The following is an 18,296-nucleotide window of genomic DNA, read 5'->3' as shown; positions in this document are numbered from 1 at the left end:
ACATCTGACGCAAAGATCGCACGCCGTCAAGTACGGTATTGGTCAGGCGCTTACGAAGAATCGAAGGAAGCGAATGAAGAAAAGAGATCGTGCGACATGGTCAGCTCCGTGCATCGGGCGGGATTGCCCGAGACCGGCAGCAGCACGGCGCAGCGCAGTTGTCACAGGTTCAAAGACGGCCGCCAGGACGCAAGCGCAAGCATTGCGCGCAGACCTTGACAGCGAGAACGCCGTGGTACGGTGAAGGGAACAGCAAGCCAGCCCCACACACCCTGAACCACCGCCTTACGGCAAGCACAGCGCGCAGGCGGTTCAGCCGCCGAAGACGTCAGGAATCAAAGCCGCATGGCCGTGACTCGGTACGAGGCACGGGGCAACGCCCGCGAGCCCGACGGCGGTACGCCGGGACGTTCGCATTTTCCTCCGGACTTGAGTCAAAAGATGTGAAACGAAACATCGAAAGCACAGATACGTCGAAACCCAAAGCCGGCATTTCTTGAAACTCTTGACCTGTTCATCTAAGTACCGGCTCTTTCTTTGTCGTGACTCAGCTCCGCGGCTTTAGCCTGAAGGCGTTGGACCAGCTTTACCCTTATGTCTTGAAAATTCGCCGTCTTCGATGCCACCGATACGCGTGAATCACCGCAGTTGGGGAATTTTTCTGCGACTACCGTGTACGCCTCACGGATATTGGTGAAGAACATGCCTTCTTCCACCGAGAGAAACTTTTCGATGGACGCGGGTAGCTCGGAAGCTTCCGCAGGGATCAGGTCGAAAAGACCGAGAAGCGCTAACTGAGATGCCAACTCGAAAACATCGAAGATGAGTGATGTCTCGTCTTGCACATGCAAACTCCTCCAAGGCGAAAGAATCTCAGCACCTGACCGGACAGCTGCGAGCGTGTGAGCTGCCTTTTCGTAGGTAGCCAGGGGATCGGCCCTACCTGGCAGCGTACGCCGCTGGGCCCAGATATCGAGAATCAACTTCGAGACGTCTCGTTCGATCTTCTCCTTCTCGGCTCCCGTGGTGCGTTCCGCTGCATCCAGCTGTTCGGCGAGGTAGTGGGCCATCCAGCGCCCTAGGGTGTCCACGCCATCGTCAGCTCCCAGCTCTCTCGCCAGGAACCGACCAAGTTCCAATACGTCCTTGGGCTCCTTCAATGGCTCCGTCGCGCCTGAAGATGACGACAAGGTCGTATTCAGCTTCCGAGGGGTCTTTCGAATCGTCGTTGTCATAAGAGTTTTCCTTGGTTCTGCGCGCTATGTTTACTTCAAAGAGCAGATCCATCTTCTTTGCAGCCAGGTACTGGCGAATCGCTTCGGTCGATGCAGTCAGTCGATACCCCTCCGAGCGAGGAAAACCGGAATCGCTTCGTAAGGAGATGTCATCCATCGCATCAGACCACATCACGTGGCGAAAATGCACGGCTTCCGTTGAACCCAGCCACAGCTGCATTTCGCCCTCGGGAGCTTGCAACGCAAGGCGCTTGCTCACGTCTTTGCCAGGACAGACGGACAGACGGCGGACTTCTCTTCTATAGGTGTCGTCGTCATCCAGAGCGGTGTCACCCTCCGGATGGATCAGCCAGCCAGACAACTTGAAATCGCCAGCATGAATTTCCATGTCGCCACCTTCGTCGGGGATGTTGTAGTCCCAAGAGGTGCGTATACCCTGAAGCGAACGCAACAGCGCCGACGCAGTCTTGCCTGCCACCAGCGCGCTCGAAACACTCACCGTCCAACGGCGGTCACCCTCTCTGCCTGTAAGGTGGCCTGAAACGACAACCTCGCCGGACCCGGTCGACGGGCCAATCTCTTCAAGCAGCATATCGATTGTTACGCCTTCGAGCCAATTTTGGTCGCTCTGGTGCACCGAGTGCCAGAGCCTGGTTTCCAAAGGCTTGACAGCTCTCAAATCCGAAAGCCACACCGGGGGACTCGTGAGCTTGAATCGTGACATCCAGTAGGCGAGGCTCCCGTACTCTCCACCCTCCACCTTGACGAGTGGCCGCACTACCATTAGCTGACCTAGAGTGCACCACATGGCGTGCCATTCGAGGTGTGTGGAAAAACGTTCAACGCTCGGCAAAGAGCCTTGCCGGTTGGAACTGCTGAGACGCTCGCTCGCGAACTTCGACTTGCGCGGCTCGCTGTCCCACATCCAGACCTGCGAGTCCGCTTGCCAGGCATCGATGATCCAAGCTTCGGCTATGTCCAGAAACTCGTTGGCTTGAACGTCGGCGAAGAGCATAAGTACACGCTCATACCAGTACGGCAAAGTATCCATCGAGTCGAAGTGGAAGCGACGTTGGTCGCTCGAATGAAATCGATCGAATCCCTTGCGATAGCCACGAGGAATTTTCACGAACGACACACCGGGCTGGTTCACACCCGCGAGGATCGGTGCTGCAGTGATATCCAGGGCGAATACGCCGTCTCTGTGAAGGACCTCCACTGCGTCTTTCGCAAATTGCCGGCAAAGCAGGTGCGGAAATTCAGGGTCGGTCGCCACCTTAAACAACATCTGCCCGTGGCCCGACAACGCCCGCGGGGACTCACTGGCAATCCGCGCAGCCGAGACCATCAACCATAGCCTCGACGCCAGCCAGTACGCAGGGGCGGTCGAATTCCTAAATGAGCGTTCGCATCGACGATCCCATTGCGCAAAGGCGGTATCAACTACGCGCTGAAGCCCGAGGCGCGCCGCAGCTCTCAGTCCATGGGCGGCGGCCCACCTCTTACGCAGTTCGATGTCACCCATGAAGGCATAAAGCATCCGGCCCAGACACTCCTCAATCGACAGCGGAACGTCTTCGGCGCTGATGGGGATCAACTTGGCGTCAACAACCGAAGACTCGGTTTGAAGGTGTCTGGTGAGGACCAGAGCGGCTTCGTTTGGACTTAAGTAGCGAGCGAGCAACCCCAGCAAGCTGTAAAGTCCTCCAGAATCCCATTTTTCAGGATTGGCCCCAATCGCGTCGAGAAGAGATGCGACGATCTCTTCGTTCCCGAGGCCTGAAATGGCGAGCAGCTCAGGAAGGGAGGCCTCTTCGCGAATTCTCGGCTGGTACAGGAACTCCAACCGCTCCACGATGAGCGCTGGCAGTCGATCCTTGCACCAAGCCGCAACAGAAGGAGACAGTGGCAGCCACTGAATGGCCGCAAGGATGATCGCATCTGCCTGGTCGAATCGGCGCTTGAGATTGCTTCCTTCCAGCGCCTCAAGATGGGCCCGCCGATCGGCGGGCCTGACAACCTCCCTCATTGCGTGCATGAACGCTGATGTATCGAAGTAAGTTTTGTTTGTATCAGCCCTGGCCGCAATTTCACGGAACGTCGCTTCGATGTCCGCTACCGTCGCAAAAGTACGTCCGCAGCCCACCACTGCGGCCCGGATATCTACATCACGTTGGGAATCATCTTGCAAGGTCGAGAGACCCATATCCTGGGTTTCTACGAAAACCGCGTCGGGTCCATCAAAGAACGAAAGGACGGACCGACCCTGCACCGCCCACGGAGTGGATTGACGGGGTGCCGCCAAGTCCAGCGCACCACGTAATTCAGAAATTCCATTGTTCCCGTCCAGATTGAGCAACGCCAAGCGCACCAACTCTTCCACCACTGACGAGCGCACGGAAGGCGTCTCGTCTGCCAAACGAACACCAATGGGGTCCAGGGTGTTGCTGTCAAGTTCCGATGTAAGGCACAGGATCGGCACTGTGGTGGCACTGTCCATGCTCTTGGCCGCAAGCGCCATCGTGATGAATTCCGGCGCCATCCGATCCAGCCGCACTTGGCCTTCGTCGTCCCAGCGGCTGAATGCGGCGAGAGCGATCGTAGGATCAAGAACTGTCAGGGCACGAGCAATGGATTCCCAAGGAAAGCGGTCAGCATCGCCCAGATAACCCCAGACATCCGACGTCACGGACTCCAATTGGCATGCTAGCTCACGCCTTGCAATCGGCTCCAGCGCAGATGCCCCGGTTTTGGCGAATTCTTCGAGCATCTCGAGGTGAAATACGCTGTCGTAGTCCACGCCATCAAGCACCTCACTAGCCTCGGCGAAAAGGCTTTCCGCATCTCTTGGGCTGATGGGTGATAGAAGTCTTGCCAATGCAATCAGTTGGTCAGCACGGTCCGTGGCCGGCTCACGCTCGGTCCGAATCGCTCGGGCGCGGTTGACCACTTTGTCCAGGATTGCCGCATGTGCATCCATGTTCATGGAAAGTGTCTGCGCCGCCGCCAGCATCCGCACAGAAAAACCTGCCCGCGCATTAGCAAACGTCAGCTGCGTGATATCGCTCGCAAATACGCCCGGTAAATGGGCCAGTTCCGAAGTCGATTCGGCAAGCAACTGGCGCATGGACTGCACATTGTGGTCGTCGCTTTGCCGGAAGTCGGCGCTGCCATATCGCTTTAGGACCTCCTCGAACTTTGCCTGTGCACTCGCGCGATCTGAAGAGGATGCAAGAATGAACTTCGCACGCGCCTTATAGATGGGAAGCGTAGCTTCCACGAAGTTCTCTAGGCGCTTGGTACGCTCTTCGCGCCAGCGTTTTTCATCGCGTTGCGCGGGTTCGTTGGTTAGCGCCTCCTCCTCGTGCACCCGTTGAATGTAGGTTGCAAGCGTCGCCTCCCGTCCTGCCGCACACTCAAGCAGCGCATGCGCTCGCATCGTCGCGTCGACCAGCTCATGGCTACTGGGAAATATCTTGTCCTCGCGCCGTAAAGAAGGCGTGGCGAAGAGCTCAAGCACCGCCCGTGCACCATCCAGCATGCCCGCGCGTGAGGCCACAATTTCCGCGGCGGTGATGAGGGTCCGGCAAACGCCCGACTTCGATCCTGTCGCGCCCAACTCACGACTTGCCGCCTCCGGAGTGAGCCAGCCACGTCGGATCCACCTGCCGATATTCACCGACAACGCATCCTGGTCAAGCGGCCCCCCGGCAATGGCCAGAGGAACGCGAATGAAAATGTCCCAGATCGGGCGATGACTGAGATGCCCCAGCGCCGCCTCCACCAGCGCCGACTTGCCAGACGCGAGAAGCCGGTGGCAGATGGAAAGCACGGTCTGCGGCATAAGCCTGCGAGGCTTCCACCGTAGCAACGCCGCGAGGCCAGCTTCGGCTCCAGCCACCCTCAAGACCGCCTCACCTTCCGCAGCAAGATCTTTCCAGTCAAGTTTCCATCTGTCCGTACTCGCGTTTTCTTCGCGCCGCTCAAAGTAGATCGAAAGCCAAGCCAAGAACTGGCGACGCCAGTCCCTCATCCGAACTGCATCCCCCTTTTTTGCACTGTCCAGCATGAGATGGCAAAGTACGCGCCCTTGTAGGCCAGCGAACTTTGGGTCGGACAGCACAGTGCGCCTGAGGCTCGCTTGGGCATAAGACGCCGATAGATCAACGTTTTCCGTCAGCATTTTCTGCACGGCCGCATCCGTCTTGAGGGCTTTTGCGCCACGCAACATCACAAGGACTGCGTCAACCGTCTGCGAATGCTCTCGCGCCACCCGCATCGCCAGCTTTAGGCGGTGCAACTGTACTTCCCGCCGACGCACAGGGTCCTTGATGGCCTTTGGCTCCGGATGCGCTTGCGTAAGCTCAAGAAGAGCCTGTAAGTCTCCTGCGGCGTGCATCACGGCCGCGACATGCTCGGCGCAATAGCCGTCTCGTAAGTGATGCTCCCGTAAATAGGAGGATGCCTGCTTTCGTACTTCGGCCAGTGCCGTGGAGGAATGGCCAAAGACGAACGATTCGAAATCTTCGTCGGTGAACCCGAAGTGCCCGGAATCCTCCCATAAGCCTGGCGCCAGATCGTTACCGATGTCGCGCAAATGGGCCTCACCAACGCCAAGAATGCCCGCTAGGTGCGACAGGGGTATCGGCCGCGGCAGCGCTACCAGCGCGGCGCAGAGGCGGCTAAACTCAAGCAGATCCCCTCCCTTCTGAAGCGCTTCGGCAATTCTTTCTTGGAAGATGCGTTGCAGGTCTTTGCCGCCGGGCCGGAGGTACTTCAACGGGTCCTGCGACATCTCGCGGCCATAGTCGAACGCGTATGAAATCACCCGTGCATTGCCGCCCGACAAATGCTGCAGATCTGCAAGCCAGGAATCCGTCTGCTTGATGTCTTGGAGTCGTACGAAATCCCTTGTCTCAGGTAGCTCAAAGTCGCCTATCGCAACCGGGAGGAACCCGGTGGGAAGGCGCAGTGCGGGAAGCCTGCCTGTCCGTGCGGAGATAAGCAATCGGACATTGGTCGGCAAATTACCCAGCTCGGCAATGTCGTGCACAAAGCTGCGCTCCGGTGGTGTCCGCGCGAGCGCGGCCGCTACCGAATTGTCGGCGGCGTCCACGGCGATGACCAGCAGCGCATCAAGGCTACGGGCCGTAACGATGGATGCGGCTTTTCGCAGTCGGATGATGAATTCCCGTGGATAGTCGATGGCCGCTGAGGCCGTGATCAGCATCGGTGCGCCTACACGTGCGGACATTTCATTGCACAGATGCAGGATGGCGTGCCGCGGAAGATGGCGCTGCCCGTCCGAGTCCATGTAGCGTCCGCCGCCGTAGCAATCGAAAATGATCAGCTCCGAACCTTCCGGCAACTGCGTGCGCATTTCCAACAGCGCGGTGGTTTTTCCACACCCGCCCTCGCCGTGAAGGCATATCCTCTGCTGCCTGGGAAAATGGGTGTGAACAAGCTCCTGAACAACTGAGCGAGCCACAATTTTCTCCGGCTGCTTCAGTCGAGGGGGACATGGCAACAACGCCTCAGGATCACCAAGGAACATGGCCCCGAGAATCACTTCCCGGGTGATCGCGTCATGCTTGCCCGGCAGCATGCGGCTGTACACGACTTGGCGCAGCTCCAGCATCATTTGACGCGAGTCGGCGGCGGCCACCGCGCCAATAGCCGCGATCACTCGCTCTTGCACTTGGAATCTGGAAGGCCCTTGGCAGTCAGTGAAATCCAGAGCCTTCGCCATGGCAGAAAAATCGTCGTCAGAAAGACCACTGGCGATCTTTAGTCTGTCGTACAACTCTTCTGATTTTGAGAAAGCAGCTGCGTTTGTTAACAAGGGGATGCCTGCTAGGGCATGAACAACCTCCTCGCTGATCGGCTGGTTGCTGACAAGCTTGACAACCAACCCATTCTCGGACAGGTTGGGCGCGAGTCGCCTCGCTTCGATGAATGCCTTTGCCAGTCTCGCGACGACTGAGTTGTCGCCCTGACGGTTCGTTGCATGACACAGACGCGTAACCGTCCAGGACTTGTTGGGTGATGCGGTTGAGTACTTGAGCTGCTGAATTTCGATTCGCTGAGCCGTGCGGAGGCTGTCGCCGCCATAGAAGAGCCCGACGTCCACGCCTTCCCAAGCATCTGGTGCAGCAATGGCGGCATCAAGCCCGGCTTCGATCGGAATTCCTTCAACCGTTACAGCGGTCAGGTCCGAACTCGGGACAAGAACTCGCATCGCGTGATGCAGCGCCCAAAGCACGTGAAAATCGTCACCCGCATTGGATCCCTTCGCGCCAGAGAGATCTGTTTTCATGTGCTCCCACTACCCTCGATGCTTTTACCAGCGATTCTCGCTCGACCACGTAGACATGGTGGCGAGCAGGCAAGTGTTTTCAATGTCATCACCGAAACCAACGCATGGAATGGCAATATTCTATCCATTGAAACCGAATTATTGCAAAATAATGCACTAAGTTGACAAGATTCCAGAAGACTCTCTTTTACTATTAAGTGATTATTTAACCTCTTTTATTTAAAAAACGATAAAATAATTGCACTATGGCCAAAAAAATCGCCCCCTTGCTTCCATCTACGGAGGAACTACTTTGTCAGTTCGGCGATCGGCTGCACGTAGCCCGGCTGCGTCGGCGCTTGTCTGCCAAACAGGTGGCAGAGCGCGCCGGCATGTCGCCGATGACCCTGCGCAGCTTGGAGCGCGGCGGATCAGGTGTGACCATGGGCGCCTATCTATCCGTGATGCAGGTGCTGGGCATTGAGCAGGATTTGAACCTGCTCGGCAAATCCGACCCGATCGGCCGCGAGCTGCAGGATGCGCAGTTACCCGGGCGCACCAAAACAAAAAAATCGTCGCCATCGTCAGCACTCAAGACTCTGGCGACATCCAAGCTGCCGCCCCCGGTGGGGGACGCTGCAGCAGAACTGCGCCGCGTGATCAAAAATTCACCGACAGAACAAATGCGCAAGCTGCTTAACTCGATGCCAAGCGAGCAGATTCGGCAGGCTATCGAGGCGCTGCCCGTGACGCAGATGCGCAAGGTGCTGGCCGTTACTCCATCCATTCAATTGCGGGAATCTATAGGTCAGCAGAGTGCCCCCCCCAAGGAAATCAAGAAGATGCTCAAGCGGTCAGAGGATGCCCAGGACTGGATCAAGAAGAGTGGCTTTGCAAGCTCCGAGGCGCTTTCGGGTTTGATCGATCCGGGGGCGCCCTTGAAGAAAACGCGAGGCTGAACGCGTGGCCCTCAACATCGCTGTTTACGCAGACTGGGTCGGGCTCACAGGGCCCTTGCGCTTAGGGCTGCTGCACGTTAGGCGTGGCACAGGGCGCGAAATATTCGAGTTTGAGTTCGATTCGTCAGCGCTCGTTAACCCCGCCATCACGAACCTGCAGATTGATCCTCGGCTTGGCCTTTTTGAGGGTCGACAACACCCGCCGCAAGGTCACGAAACCTTTGGAGTCTTCAACGATGCCAGCCCGGATCGTTGGGGCAGGTTGCTCATGCGCCGTCGCCTGGAGCGTGCTCAGCGCGCGGGGCAAGTGGGCAAGGCTGTCCGGCTGTACGAATCCGACTACCTGTTGGGTGTGCATGACGCTTACCGTTCCGGCGCCCTGCGCTTGCGACTCAATGACGCCGGCGATTTCATGGACAATCAACACGGCACGGCAGCACCTCCCTTCGTCCAACTCCGCGAGCTAGAAGCAGCAAGCTTGGCGCTGGAACATGACGAGGACAACACCTCGGCTGCAGGCGACGACTGGCTGCGCATGTTGATTGCCCCTGGCGGCTCGCTCGGTGGTGCACGCCCCAAAGCCAGTGTGGTCGACCCAAACGGGCACCTATGGATCGCAAAATTCCCCAGTGTGCGTGACGAACACGATGTAGGCGCTTGGGAACTGGTTGTGCAGACCCTTGCCAAAGGCTGTGGCCTTGCCGTGCCGGAAAGCCTGGCGCGCCAGTTTGCAAGCCCCCATCACACCTTCCTCGTGAGGCGCTTCGACCGCACTACGGAGGGCCGGTTGCACTTCGCATCGGCAATGACCCTCACTGGGCACCAGGATGGAGATGACGCTTCAACGGGTGCAAGCTATCTGGAAATCGCCCGCGTGTTGATCAACCACGGTGCACAGACGGATACCGATCTACGCGAGCTTTGGTCGCGCATCGTATTCAACATGCTCGTGTCCAACACCGACGATCACCTGCGCAACCACGGCTTCATCCTCGTGCCTGGTAAGGGTTGGCGCTTATCAGAGGCATACGACATGAACCCCGTGTCAGAATCGCACGGCCTGAAGTTAAACGTCAGCGAAGTTGACAACGCCATGGACCTTGATTTGGCCCGTTCTGTGGCACCGTATTTCCGTATTTCGAAGGCGGGTGCTGACGAGATCATCAAGCGCAGCCAAACCGTGGTTCGGCAGTGGCCCAAGATTGCCAACAACCTGCAAGTGCGTGCACGAGAACAGGAGCGAATGGCGTCAGCTTTTCGCCTAGCTGACTGATTGTGTGACCTTGCTAGAAAACTTCACGTAATCCCAAAGAACACTCAAATGTCCGTCATTTGACGTTCGAAGAAAACGGAGCAATGTGATGCCTTACACAAGAAGGCGAGCATTTCTGCGTGATGTTTGTCCTCGGAAATCAATATGTGAACTCCATGTTTCCCAAGACTTAAGCGTTCGCCGCGGTTCAGACCTGATTGAACTCTCGTCCATGGATCGACGTGGGACTATGGATGCGATCAGTCACTTCACAAGATGACTACCGACCAAATTCAATTCTTCGAACACTCCAATCAAGTTCAAGTGTTCCCATAAGTGTTCCCATGGCGCAGACAAAGAAAAACGGGTTACAGCAAAACTGCTGTAACCCGTTGATTTTATTGGCGGAGTGGACGGGACTCGAACCCGCGACCCCCGGCGTGACAGGCCGGTATTCTAACCAACTGAACTACCACTCCTGGTAGCGGTAACATTTACTCTTTCGAGTCAAGTCGCCTGCCCTTGCGGGCTTGCTGTTACCGACTTGCGCTTCACTCATCTGGTGATGAATTTGGCGACCCCACGGGGATTCGAACCCCGGTACTCACCGTGAAAGGGTGATGTCCTAGGCCTCTAGACGATGGGGTCAAAACCTTGGACTTCCGTCTCATTTTGAAGCTTTTACACTTCAACTTGAAAATTTGGTGGAGATAAGCAGGATCGAACTGCTGACCTCTTGCATGCCATGCAAGCGCTCTCCCAGCTGAGCTATACCCCCAATTTTCAGAACACTTGAATCAAGTATTCTTAATTTCCAAGCCTCAAATTATAGCCTGAAATTTACGCCATATGCAATCGCTTCAGCACTTTTTCTCTTTCGCTGAGTTCCAGCACGGCATCCAGTGAGGGCGTCTGGGCGGTTCCCATCACCAGCACCCGCACCGGCATGGCCAGCTGGGGCATCTTGAGCGCGCAGGCGGCGAGCACCTCCTTGATGGTCCCCGCGATGGAAGGCTTGTCCCAAGTGCAAGTCGCCAGCTTTTCAACCAGCAGCTTGAGCGCTGGCTTGATGGCATCGGTGACGTGCTGGGCACACTCTTCAGGGTTGGGGATGATGTCGGTATAAAAAGCGGCCGCCCAGTCAGCCAGGACCAACAGTGTGTCGCAGCGGTCCTTGAACAGGCCGCAGATGCGGGGTAAGCGGTCATCGGTGGTGATGCCGCGCTTCAAGAGCAACGCAGATACCAGTGGCGCCAGTGCAGCATCGCTCATGGCCTTGAGGTGCTGGGCGTTCACCCAGCGCAATTTGGCTTCGTCAAACTGTGCGGCACTGCGCCCCAGATGATCGAGGTTGAACCATTGCAAAAATTGCTCGCGGCTGAAGATTTCGTCGTCGCCATGGCTCCAGCCCAGACGTGCAAGGTAGTTGACCATGGCATCGGGCAGGTAGCCTTCGTCGCGGTACTGCGTCACCGGCTTGGCACCGTTGCGCTTGCTCATCTTTTCGCCCAACTCATTGAGCACGGTGGGCAAATGGGCGTACACCGGCGGCTCTTTGCCCAGTGCCTGAAAAATGTTGATCTGGCGCGGCGTGTTGTTCACATGGTCGTCGCCCCGGATCACATGGGTGATCGCCATGTCGATGTCGTCCACCACCACGCAGAAGTTGTAGGTGGGGGTGCCGTCAGGGCGGGCAATCACCAGGTCATCAAGCTCGTCATTGCTGATCTCGATGCGGCCCTTGACCTTGTCTTCCCATGCCACCGAGCCCCCCTGCGGATTCTTGAAGCGCAGCACCGGCTTCACACCCTCGGGAATGGGCGGCAGGACCTTGCCGGGGGCCGGGCGCCACGTGCCGTCATAGCGGGGTTTTTCCTTGGCGGCCATCTGGCGGTCGCGCAACGAATCCAGCTCCACCATGCTCATGTAGCAGGGATACACATGGCCTGCGGCCTGCAACTCGGCCAGCACCACTTTGTAGCGCTCCATGCGCTGCATTTGGTAGAACGGGCCTTCGTCGTAGTCCAGCCCCAGCCAGGACATGCCTTCGATGATGACATCCACCGCCGCTTGCGTGGAGCGGTCGAGGTCGGTGTCTTCGATGCGCAGGATGAAATCGCCGCCGTTGGCCCGGGCGAACGCCCACGGGTACAGGGCCGAGCGGATGTTGCCCAGGTGAATGAAGCCGGTGGGCGAAGGTGCGAATCGGGTACGGATTTTTTGTGTCATGTGAAGTGATCCGGGCCCATCAATCGGCGTGGTTGGGGAGTGCCAGGCGGGAGTTGTCCCCTGCCCCTTCGTCGCCCCCCACACGGTGAGTGTTAAGCCGTGTGATGTCGTCCGCCGTGATATCGCCTGTGACGTAGACGCCATCAAAGCACGAAGCATCAAAGCCTTTGATCCTGGGGTTGAGGGAGCCAACCGCCTTTTTCATGGCATCCACATCCTGATAAATCAGGGCATCGCAGCCAATGATCTGGCGAATCTGCTCGACGGTGCGGTTGTGGGCCACCAGTTCATCCGGCGTGGGCATGTCGATGCCATATACATTGGGATAACGCACAGGTGGCGCAGCACTGGCCATGTAGACCTTTCGGGCACCGGCATCGCGTGCCATCTGCACGATTTCCTTGCTGGTGGTGCCCCGCACGATGGAGTCATCAACCAGCAGCACGTTGCGGCCCTTGAATTCGCTGGCGATGACGTTGAGTTTTTGACGCACCGATTTTTTACGCACCGACTGGCCCGGCATGATGAAGGTACGACCCACATAGCGGTTCTTCACGAACCCTTCGCGGTAAGGCAGCCCCAGCAACTGGGCGAGTTGCGCTGCGCTCGGCCGGCTGGACTCGGGGATCGGGATGACCACATCGATTTCGCTTGGCGGCACGGTGGAGATCACTCGTTTGGCCAGCGTTTCGCCCAGATTCAGACGCGCCTGGTAAACCGAAATGCCGTCCATCACGGAGTCAGGGCGGGCCAGGTAAACATACTCAAAAATACAGGGGCTCAGCACTGGATTGTCCGCACATTGCTGTGCATGAATCTTGCCTTCCAGATCGATGAACACGGCTTCGCCAGGTTCGATGTTGCGATCAAACTTGTGCAAGGTTCCTTCGAGCGCCACCGATTCACTGGCCACCATGACGGTACCGTCCTCGCTGCGACCCATGCACAGCGGACGAATGCCGAACGGATCGCGAAAAGCCAATACACCGTGGCCCGCGATCATGGCAATGACCGCGTAGGAGCCCTTGATGCGGCGGTGGACACGACGAACCGCCTCGAACACATCTCGGGGACGCAGCGCCATGCCGCGTGTGGTTTCCTCGATCTCATGCGCCAGCACGTTGAGCAGCACCTCGGAGTCGCTCTCGGTGTTGATGTGGCGATGGTCGGTGCTGAACAGCTCGGCCTTCAGGCCATGTGCATTGGTCAGGTTGCCGTTGTGCACCAGCACAATACCGAAAGGCGCGTTGACATAAAAGGGCTGGGCTTCTTCTTCACTGTAGGCATTGCCTGCCGTGGGGTAGCGCACCTGGCCCAAACCGCAATTGCCGGGCAGGGAACGCATGTTACGGGTGCGAAACACGTCGCGCACCATGCCTTTGGCCTTTTGCATGAAGAACTTGCGCTCCTGCTGGGTCACGATGCCGGCGGCATCCTGGCCCCGGTGTTGCAGCAGCAACAAGGCGTCGTAAATGAGCTGATTGACGGGTGCGTTGCTGATAACGCCTACGATTCCACACATACTTTTTCCGATCTCATGACGGCAGGTGACTGCCAAACTCTTCAGGCAACAGTGGCTTCAATCCCTTGAGTGCTGCAGTGGCAAGGCCAGCACCGATAGATTCCTGCCACCATTCACCCGACTTCAACGGTGTCATACCCACCACCACCGCTGTCGCCAATATCAATACAAGGCCCCGCACCAGGCCAAACGCAGCGCCCAGCACCCGGTCCACCGGCTGCAGGCCAACCGCTGCAAACAGCTTCTTCGCCAGCATGGCCACCAGCCCGCCAGCAAACACGGCCCCCACAAACACCACCGCGAAGCCTGCCGCATAGCGCACCGCCTCACCGGCGCCGGACATGGGCAGCTTTTGCGCCATGTCGGGGGCAAACCATTGCGCCAAAACGAAAGCCGCAATCCAACTCACGGCCGACAACACCTCGTACACCAGGCCACGCCAGGCACCGATCAGGAACGAGGCCAGCAACACCACCAAAAAAATCCAGTCCAGCGCAGGCATGGGCAGCTTTTGCGCCTTACAAGGTCAGGATGGCAGCTGGCAGACCCAGCTTCTTGATCTTTTCAGCAACCTTTTCAGCTTCAGCCTTGGAACCAAAGGGACCGACACGCACACGGATCCGGCGCCCTTCCTTGGTTTCGGCAACGTGGGTATAGGTTTTCAGCCCGGCATGTTCGACTTTCAGACGGACTTCACGCGCCTTGGTCACGTCAGCGAACGCGCCGACCTGGACCACATAACGGCCTTCACTGGCGTCCGGTTTCGATTCCGGCTTTTTCTCCGGTTCCTTGCCTTCCAGCAAGGCCTGGGCCTTGGCGCCCTCGTCCGGTTTGGCCACGGGCTTGGCCGGCTTCTCGACTGGCTTGTCTGCGGCTTTGGGTTCAGGCTTAGTCTCTGGTTTGGGCTCTGATTTAGCTACAATTTTGGGAGCATCCGGTGCAATAACAACGGGGGGGGAACTGACTTTTTCTTCCGCTTTTGCCGCAGGTGCAGGCGTGGCCACAACGGCCGCTGGCAGGCTCAGGGGCTTGACCTTGTTCTTGTCTGGAATTTCGATCGGCGTGTCGACTGAAATCGGACGGGGCTGCTTGTCAAAAAGCAATGGGAAACCAATTACACCGATCAGCACCAAGGCAGCGGCACCCAGCAAACGGTGCTTTGCACGCCTGCGCATGGCCGTCACACTCTCGGGTTGGGCGGGCGAGGCGGACGGTTCGTCGCCAGCTTTTCGAAACTTGAAAAAGGCCATGTTTTGGGGACTCGGGAGTTCAATTGTTGGGCATGTGTTTGGCAAAAAGGCGGGGCACCCCGTCCTTCAAAATACCACCCACCGTGTAGAACGATCCAAAGACCACGATTCTATCAGTGGGGTCTGCCGCGTCGATCGCCGCCTGCAGAGCCTGCTGCGGGTCAACGCAAACCACCCCCTTGGCATCGCGCCGGGTATTCTGGGCTTGCCACTTCTCTAAAAGACCTGCTGCAGACTCGGCGCGAGGGGTGGGTAAATCGGTGAAATACCACTTGTCAATCAAGGGATTGACCTTGGCCAGCATCAGTGCCAGGTCCTTGTCGGCCATGGCGCCAAACACCGCGTGCGTGGTCGGAAAGTAGCCCATGGCATCCAGATTGGCCGCCAGCGCCGCCACCGAATGCGGGTTGTGCGCCACATCCAGCACCAGCGTGGGCTGCCCCGGAATGATCTGGAAACGCGCGGGCAGCTCGACAAACGCCAGCCCGTTGCGCACCGCCTGTGCCGTCACCGGCAAGCGCTCGCGCAAGGTGGCCAGGGCCGCCAGCACACCGGCGGCATTCACCAACTGATTGGCACCGCGCAAGGCCGGGTAGGCCAGGCCGCTGTAACGGCGTCCGCGCCCGGCCCAGCCCCATTGCTGCTTGTCGCCCGACACATTGAAGTCCACGCCAAAGCGCCACAGATCGGCATCGATCTCCTTGGCGTGATCCAGCACGCTCTGCGGCGGCATCGGGTCACTGACCACCACCGGGCGCCCGGTGCGCATGATGCCGGCCTTCTCAAAGCCGATCGACTCGCGGTCGGGGCCCAGAAACTCCATATGGTCCAGATCCACGCTGGTGATCACGGCACAGTCGGGCTCGATGATGTTGACGGCGTCCAGGCGTCCGCCCAGGCCCACCTCCAGGATCACCACATCCAGCTGGCTGTGCGCCATCACGTTCAGAATAGCGAGCGTGGAAAATTCAAAGTAAGTCAACGACACTTCAGCATTGTTTTGGCACCTGGCCTTTTCAACACTTGCGAAAGATGCTATTAATTCCGTAGCATTTACAGATTCGCCCTGCAGGCGCAGCCGCTCCTCGAAGTGCACCAGATGCGGCGAGGTGTAGACCCCCGTTCGGTAACCCGCCTGGCCCAGGATCGATTCCAGCATGGCGCAGGTGGAGCCTTTGCCATTGGTACCGGCCACGGTGATGACCGGGCAGGCAAACTGGATGTCCATGCGGTTGGCGACCACCTTGACGCGGTCCAGCCCCATATCGATGTTTTTAGGGTGCAGTTGCTCGCAAAAGGCCAGCCATTCGTCCAGGGTGTGGGGTTCGGTTTTCATAAGGACCGCCATTGTCGCCGAGTACGGCATGATGGCGTCCATGGAAAAAACCACCCTTATTCTTTACGGCATTCCCAACTGCGACACCGTCAAAAAAGCTCGCACCTGGCTGGGCACGCTGGGACTGGAATACCAGTTCCACGACTTCAAAAAGCAGGGCGTGCCCGAAAAACAGCTCGATTTCTGGATCAAAACCCTGGGTTGGGAGCCGCTGGTCAACACCCGCGGCACCACCTGGCGCAAGCTGGACGAAGCAACACGGGCCGGTGTGACCGGCGCGGCCAGTGCCCGCGCCCTGATGCTGGCGCAGCCCAGCGTGATCAAACGTCCGGTCGTGCACTGGGTCGATGCCAGCCTGACAGTGGGCTTTGACGAAGCCACCTGGCGAGCCAAACTCGGGTGAGCCTGCGCACGGTGTCCTGACCGCCCCCCGCTGCGGGTCGCCTAAAATCATGGGTTACCCCAAACTGCACTGCACACACCATGGCCACCATTCTTCAAAATTTGCCCCTGGGCCAAAAAGTCGGCATCGCCTTCTCCGGCGGCCTGGACACCAGCGCCGCGCTGCTCTGGATGAAGCTCAAGGGCGCTGTGCCCTATGCCTACACCGCCAACCTGGGCCAGCCCGACGAGGCTGACTACGACGAGATCCCGCGCAAAGCCATGGAATACGGCGCCAAGGCAGCACGCCTGATTGATTGCCGCACGCAGCTGGCGGCCGAAGGCATTGCCGCCATGCAGTGTGGCGCCTTCCACATCTCCACCGCCGGTGTCACCTACTTCAACACCACGCCGCTGGGCCGAGCCGTCACCGGCACCATGCTGGTGGCCGCCATGAAAGAAGACGACGTCAACATCTGGGGCGACGGCAGCACTTTCAAGGGCAACGACATCGAGCGTTTTTACCGCTACGGCCTGCTCACCAACCCCTCCCTGAAGATCTACAAGCCCTGGCTGGACCAGCTGTTCATCGACGAACTGGGTGGCCGCGCCGAAATGTCGGCCTTCATGACGCAGCATGGCTTTGGCTACAAGATGTCGGCCGAAAAAGCCTACTCCACCGACTCCAACATGCTGGGCGCCACGCACGAGGCCAAAGACCTGGAGTTCCTGAGCAGCGGCATGAAGATCGTCAAACCCATCATGGGCGTGGCCTTCTGGAAAGACGAGGTCGAGGTCAAACGCGAAGAAGTGACCGTGCGCTTTGAAGAAGGTCGCCCGGTCGCGCTCAACGGCGTTGAGTTTCCCGATCTGGTGGAACTGATTCTGGAAGCCAACCGCATCGGTGGCCGTCACGGCCTGGGCATGAGCGACCAGATCGAGAACCGCATCATCGAAGCCAAAAGCCGCGGCATCTACGAAGCCCCGGGCCTGGCGCTGCTGTTCATCGCCTACGAGCGCCTGGTCACCGGCATCCACAACGAAGACACCATCGAGCAATACCGCGACAACGGCCGCAAACTCGGCCGCCTGCTGTACCAGGGCCGCTGGTTTGATCCGCAGGCCATCATGTTGCGCGAAACCGCCCAGCGCTGGGTGGCGCGCGCTGTTACCGGCGAAGTCACTCTGGAGTTGCGCCGCGGCAACGACTACTCGCTGCTCAACACCGAGTCGCCCAACCTGACCTACCACCCCGAGCGTTTGAGCATGGAAAAGGTCGAAGACGCCCCGTTCTCTCCGCTGGACCGTATCGGCCAACTCACCATGCGCAATCTGGACATTGTGGACACCCGGGCCAAGCTCGGCATCTACACCCAGGCCGGCCTGCTGTCACTGGGTTCAGGCGCTGCCCTGCCCCAGCTGGGTGGCAAGGACGGCAAGTAAATCCCCGCAGCACTATCTACCTATCGATCCAAGGACATCATGAGCACCACCAGCATCGCCAACGTCACCGTCAACACCCAGGCCAGCGTCTACTTTGACGGCAAATGCGTGAGCCACGGCATCATTTTCGCCGACGGCACCAAAAAATCGGTCGGCGTCGTGCTGCCGGCCACCCTGACCTTCAACACCGGCGCGCCGGAAATCATGGAGTGCGTGGCGGGCAGCTGCGAATACAAGCTCGCAGGCACCGATGCCTGGGTGAAGTCTGTAGCCGGCGACAAATTCAGCGTACCCGGCAACTCGTCTTTTGAGATTCGGGTGAGCGAGCCCTACCACTACATCTGCCACTTCGGTTAATCTGCGCCGCCACCCATCCGACGCGAGTTCTGCGGTG

The 18,296-nt window shown here is 58.5% G+C and carries 13 protein-coding genes and 3 tRNA genes; 6 read left to right on the top strand and 10 right to left on the bottom strand.

The features are described 5' to 3' along the window. A partial coding sequence (locus IV109_RS04020; RefSeq protein WP_296692463.1) for a hypothetical protein occupies nt 1-219 on the top strand: 219 nt, incomplete at its 5' end. Nucleotides 220-518: 299 nt separating this feature from the next. Here IV109_RS04020 and IV109_RS04015 read toward each other — a convergent pair. Together IV109_RS04015 and IV109_RS04010 are read right to left on the bottom strand one after the other, a co-directional pair. After that, nucleotides 519-1,070 carry a hypothetical protein gene (locus IV109_RS04015; protein ID WP_296692459.1) on the bottom strand — a complete coding sequence of 184 codons (552 nt, stop codon included), beginning with the start codon at nt 1,068-1,070 and terminating at the stop codon, nt 519-521. Nucleotides 1,071-1,098: 28 nt separating this feature from the next. Then, complete coding sequence (locus tag IV109_RS04010) at nt 1,099-7,551, bottom strand: hypothetical protein (protein ID WP_296692457.1); 6,453 nt, start codon at nt 7,549-7,551, stop codon at nt 1,099-1,101. A gap of 245 nt (nt 7,552-7,796) precedes the next feature. Between IV109_RS04010 and IV109_RS04005 the strand changes: the two genes are divergently transcribed. Then, the gene (locus tag IV109_RS04005; RefSeq protein WP_296692452.1) at nt 7,797-8,489 is read left to right on the top strand and encodes a helix-turn-helix transcriptional regulator; all 693 of its coding nucleotides are present in this window, start codon (nt 7,797-7,799) and stop codon (nt 8,487-8,489) included. A 4-nt stretch (nt 8,490-8,493) separates the two neighbouring features. Next, nucleotides 8,494-9,762, top strand: coding sequence for a type II toxin-antitoxin system HipA family toxin (locus IV109_RS04000; RefSeq protein ID WP_296692448.1), 1,269 nt, complete (start codon nt 8,494-8,496; stop codon nt 9,760-9,762). A gap of 381 nt (nt 9,763-10,143) precedes the next feature. On the opposite strand, the gene IV109_RS03995 is transcribed toward IV109_RS04000, so the two are convergent. The 8 genes from IV109_RS03995 to folC all read right to left on the bottom strand — a co-directional run bounded on the left by IV109_RS03995 (nt 10,144) and on the right by folC (nt 16,078). Continuing rightward, a tRNA-Asp gene (locus IV109_RS03995) sits at nt 10,144-10,220 on the bottom strand. Nucleotides 10,221-10,313: 93 nt separating this feature from the next. Next, nucleotides 10,314-10,389, bottom strand: a tRNA-Glu gene (locus IV109_RS03990). A gap of 54 nt (nt 10,390-10,443) precedes the next feature. Continuing rightward, a tRNA-Ala gene (locus IV109_RS03985) sits at nt 10,444-10,519 on the bottom strand. A gap of 62 nt (nt 10,520-10,581) precedes the next feature. Beyond that, nucleotides 10,582-11,970 carry a glutamate--tRNA ligase gene (gene gltX, locus IV109_RS03980; protein WP_296692445.1) on the bottom strand — a complete coding sequence of 463 codons (1,389 nt, stop codon included), beginning with the start codon at nt 11,968-11,970 and terminating at the stop codon, nt 10,582-10,584. A 19-nt stretch (nt 11,971-11,989) separates the two neighbouring features. After that, nucleotides 11,990-13,492, bottom strand: coding sequence for an amidophosphoribosyltransferase (gene purF / locus IV109_RS03975; protein WP_296692441.1), 1,503 nt, complete (start codon nt 13,490-13,492; stop codon nt 11,990-11,992). A gap of 13 nt (nt 13,493-13,505) precedes the next feature. Then, the gene (locus IV109_RS03970) at nt 13,506-13,994 is read right to left on the bottom strand and encodes a CvpA family protein (RefSeq protein WP_296692437.1); all 489 of its coding nucleotides are present in this window, start codon (nt 13,992-13,994) and stop codon (nt 13,506-13,508) included. A 16-nt stretch (nt 13,995-14,010) separates the two neighbouring features. Further along, nucleotides 14,011-14,742 (bottom strand): SPOR domain-containing protein, encoded by a 732-nt coding sequence (locus IV109_RS03965; protein WP_296692433.1) that lies wholly within the window; start codon nt 14,740-14,742, stop codon nt 14,011-14,013. Between the two features lie 19 nt (nt 14,743-14,761). Beyond that, nucleotides 14,762-16,078 (bottom strand): bifunctional tetrahydrofolate synthase/dihydrofolate synthase, encoded by a 1,317-nt coding sequence (gene folC / locus IV109_RS03960; RefSeq protein ID WP_296692430.1) that lies wholly within the window; start codon nt 16,076-16,078, stop codon nt 14,762-14,764. Nucleotides 16,079-16,118: 40 nt separating this feature from the next. On the opposite strand from folC, the gene IV109_RS03955 reads away from it, so the two are divergent. From IV109_RS03955 to IV109_RS03945, 3 genes are all read left to right on the top strand, one after another. After that, nucleotides 16,119-16,481 carry an ArsC family reductase gene (locus IV109_RS03955; protein ID WP_296692428.1) on the top strand — a complete coding sequence of 121 codons (363 nt, stop codon included), beginning with the start codon at nt 16,119-16,121 and terminating at the stop codon, nt 16,479-16,481. Between the two features lie 80 nt (nt 16,482-16,561). Then, nucleotides 16,562-17,902 (top strand): argininosuccinate synthase, encoded by a 1,341-nt coding sequence (argG, locus tag IV109_RS03950; protein ID WP_296692425.1) that lies wholly within the window; start codon nt 16,562-16,564, stop codon nt 17,900-17,902. Nucleotides 17,903-17,941: 39 nt separating this feature from the next. Then, the gene (locus IV109_RS03945; protein ID WP_296692422.1) at nt 17,942-18,259 is read left to right on the top strand and encodes a pyrimidine/purine nucleoside phosphorylase; all 318 of its coding nucleotides are present in this window, start codon (nt 17,942-17,944) and stop codon (nt 18,257-18,259) included. The last annotated feature ends 37 nt before the right edge of the window (nt 18,260-18,296 follow it).

The organism is Rhodoferax sp. (assembly GCF_018780565.1).
Classification (GTDB): Bacteria; Pseudomonadota; Gammaproteobacteria; order Burkholderiales; family Burkholderiaceae_C; genus Rhodoferax.
This window is presented reverse-complemented; position numbering and strand designations above follow the sequence as displayed.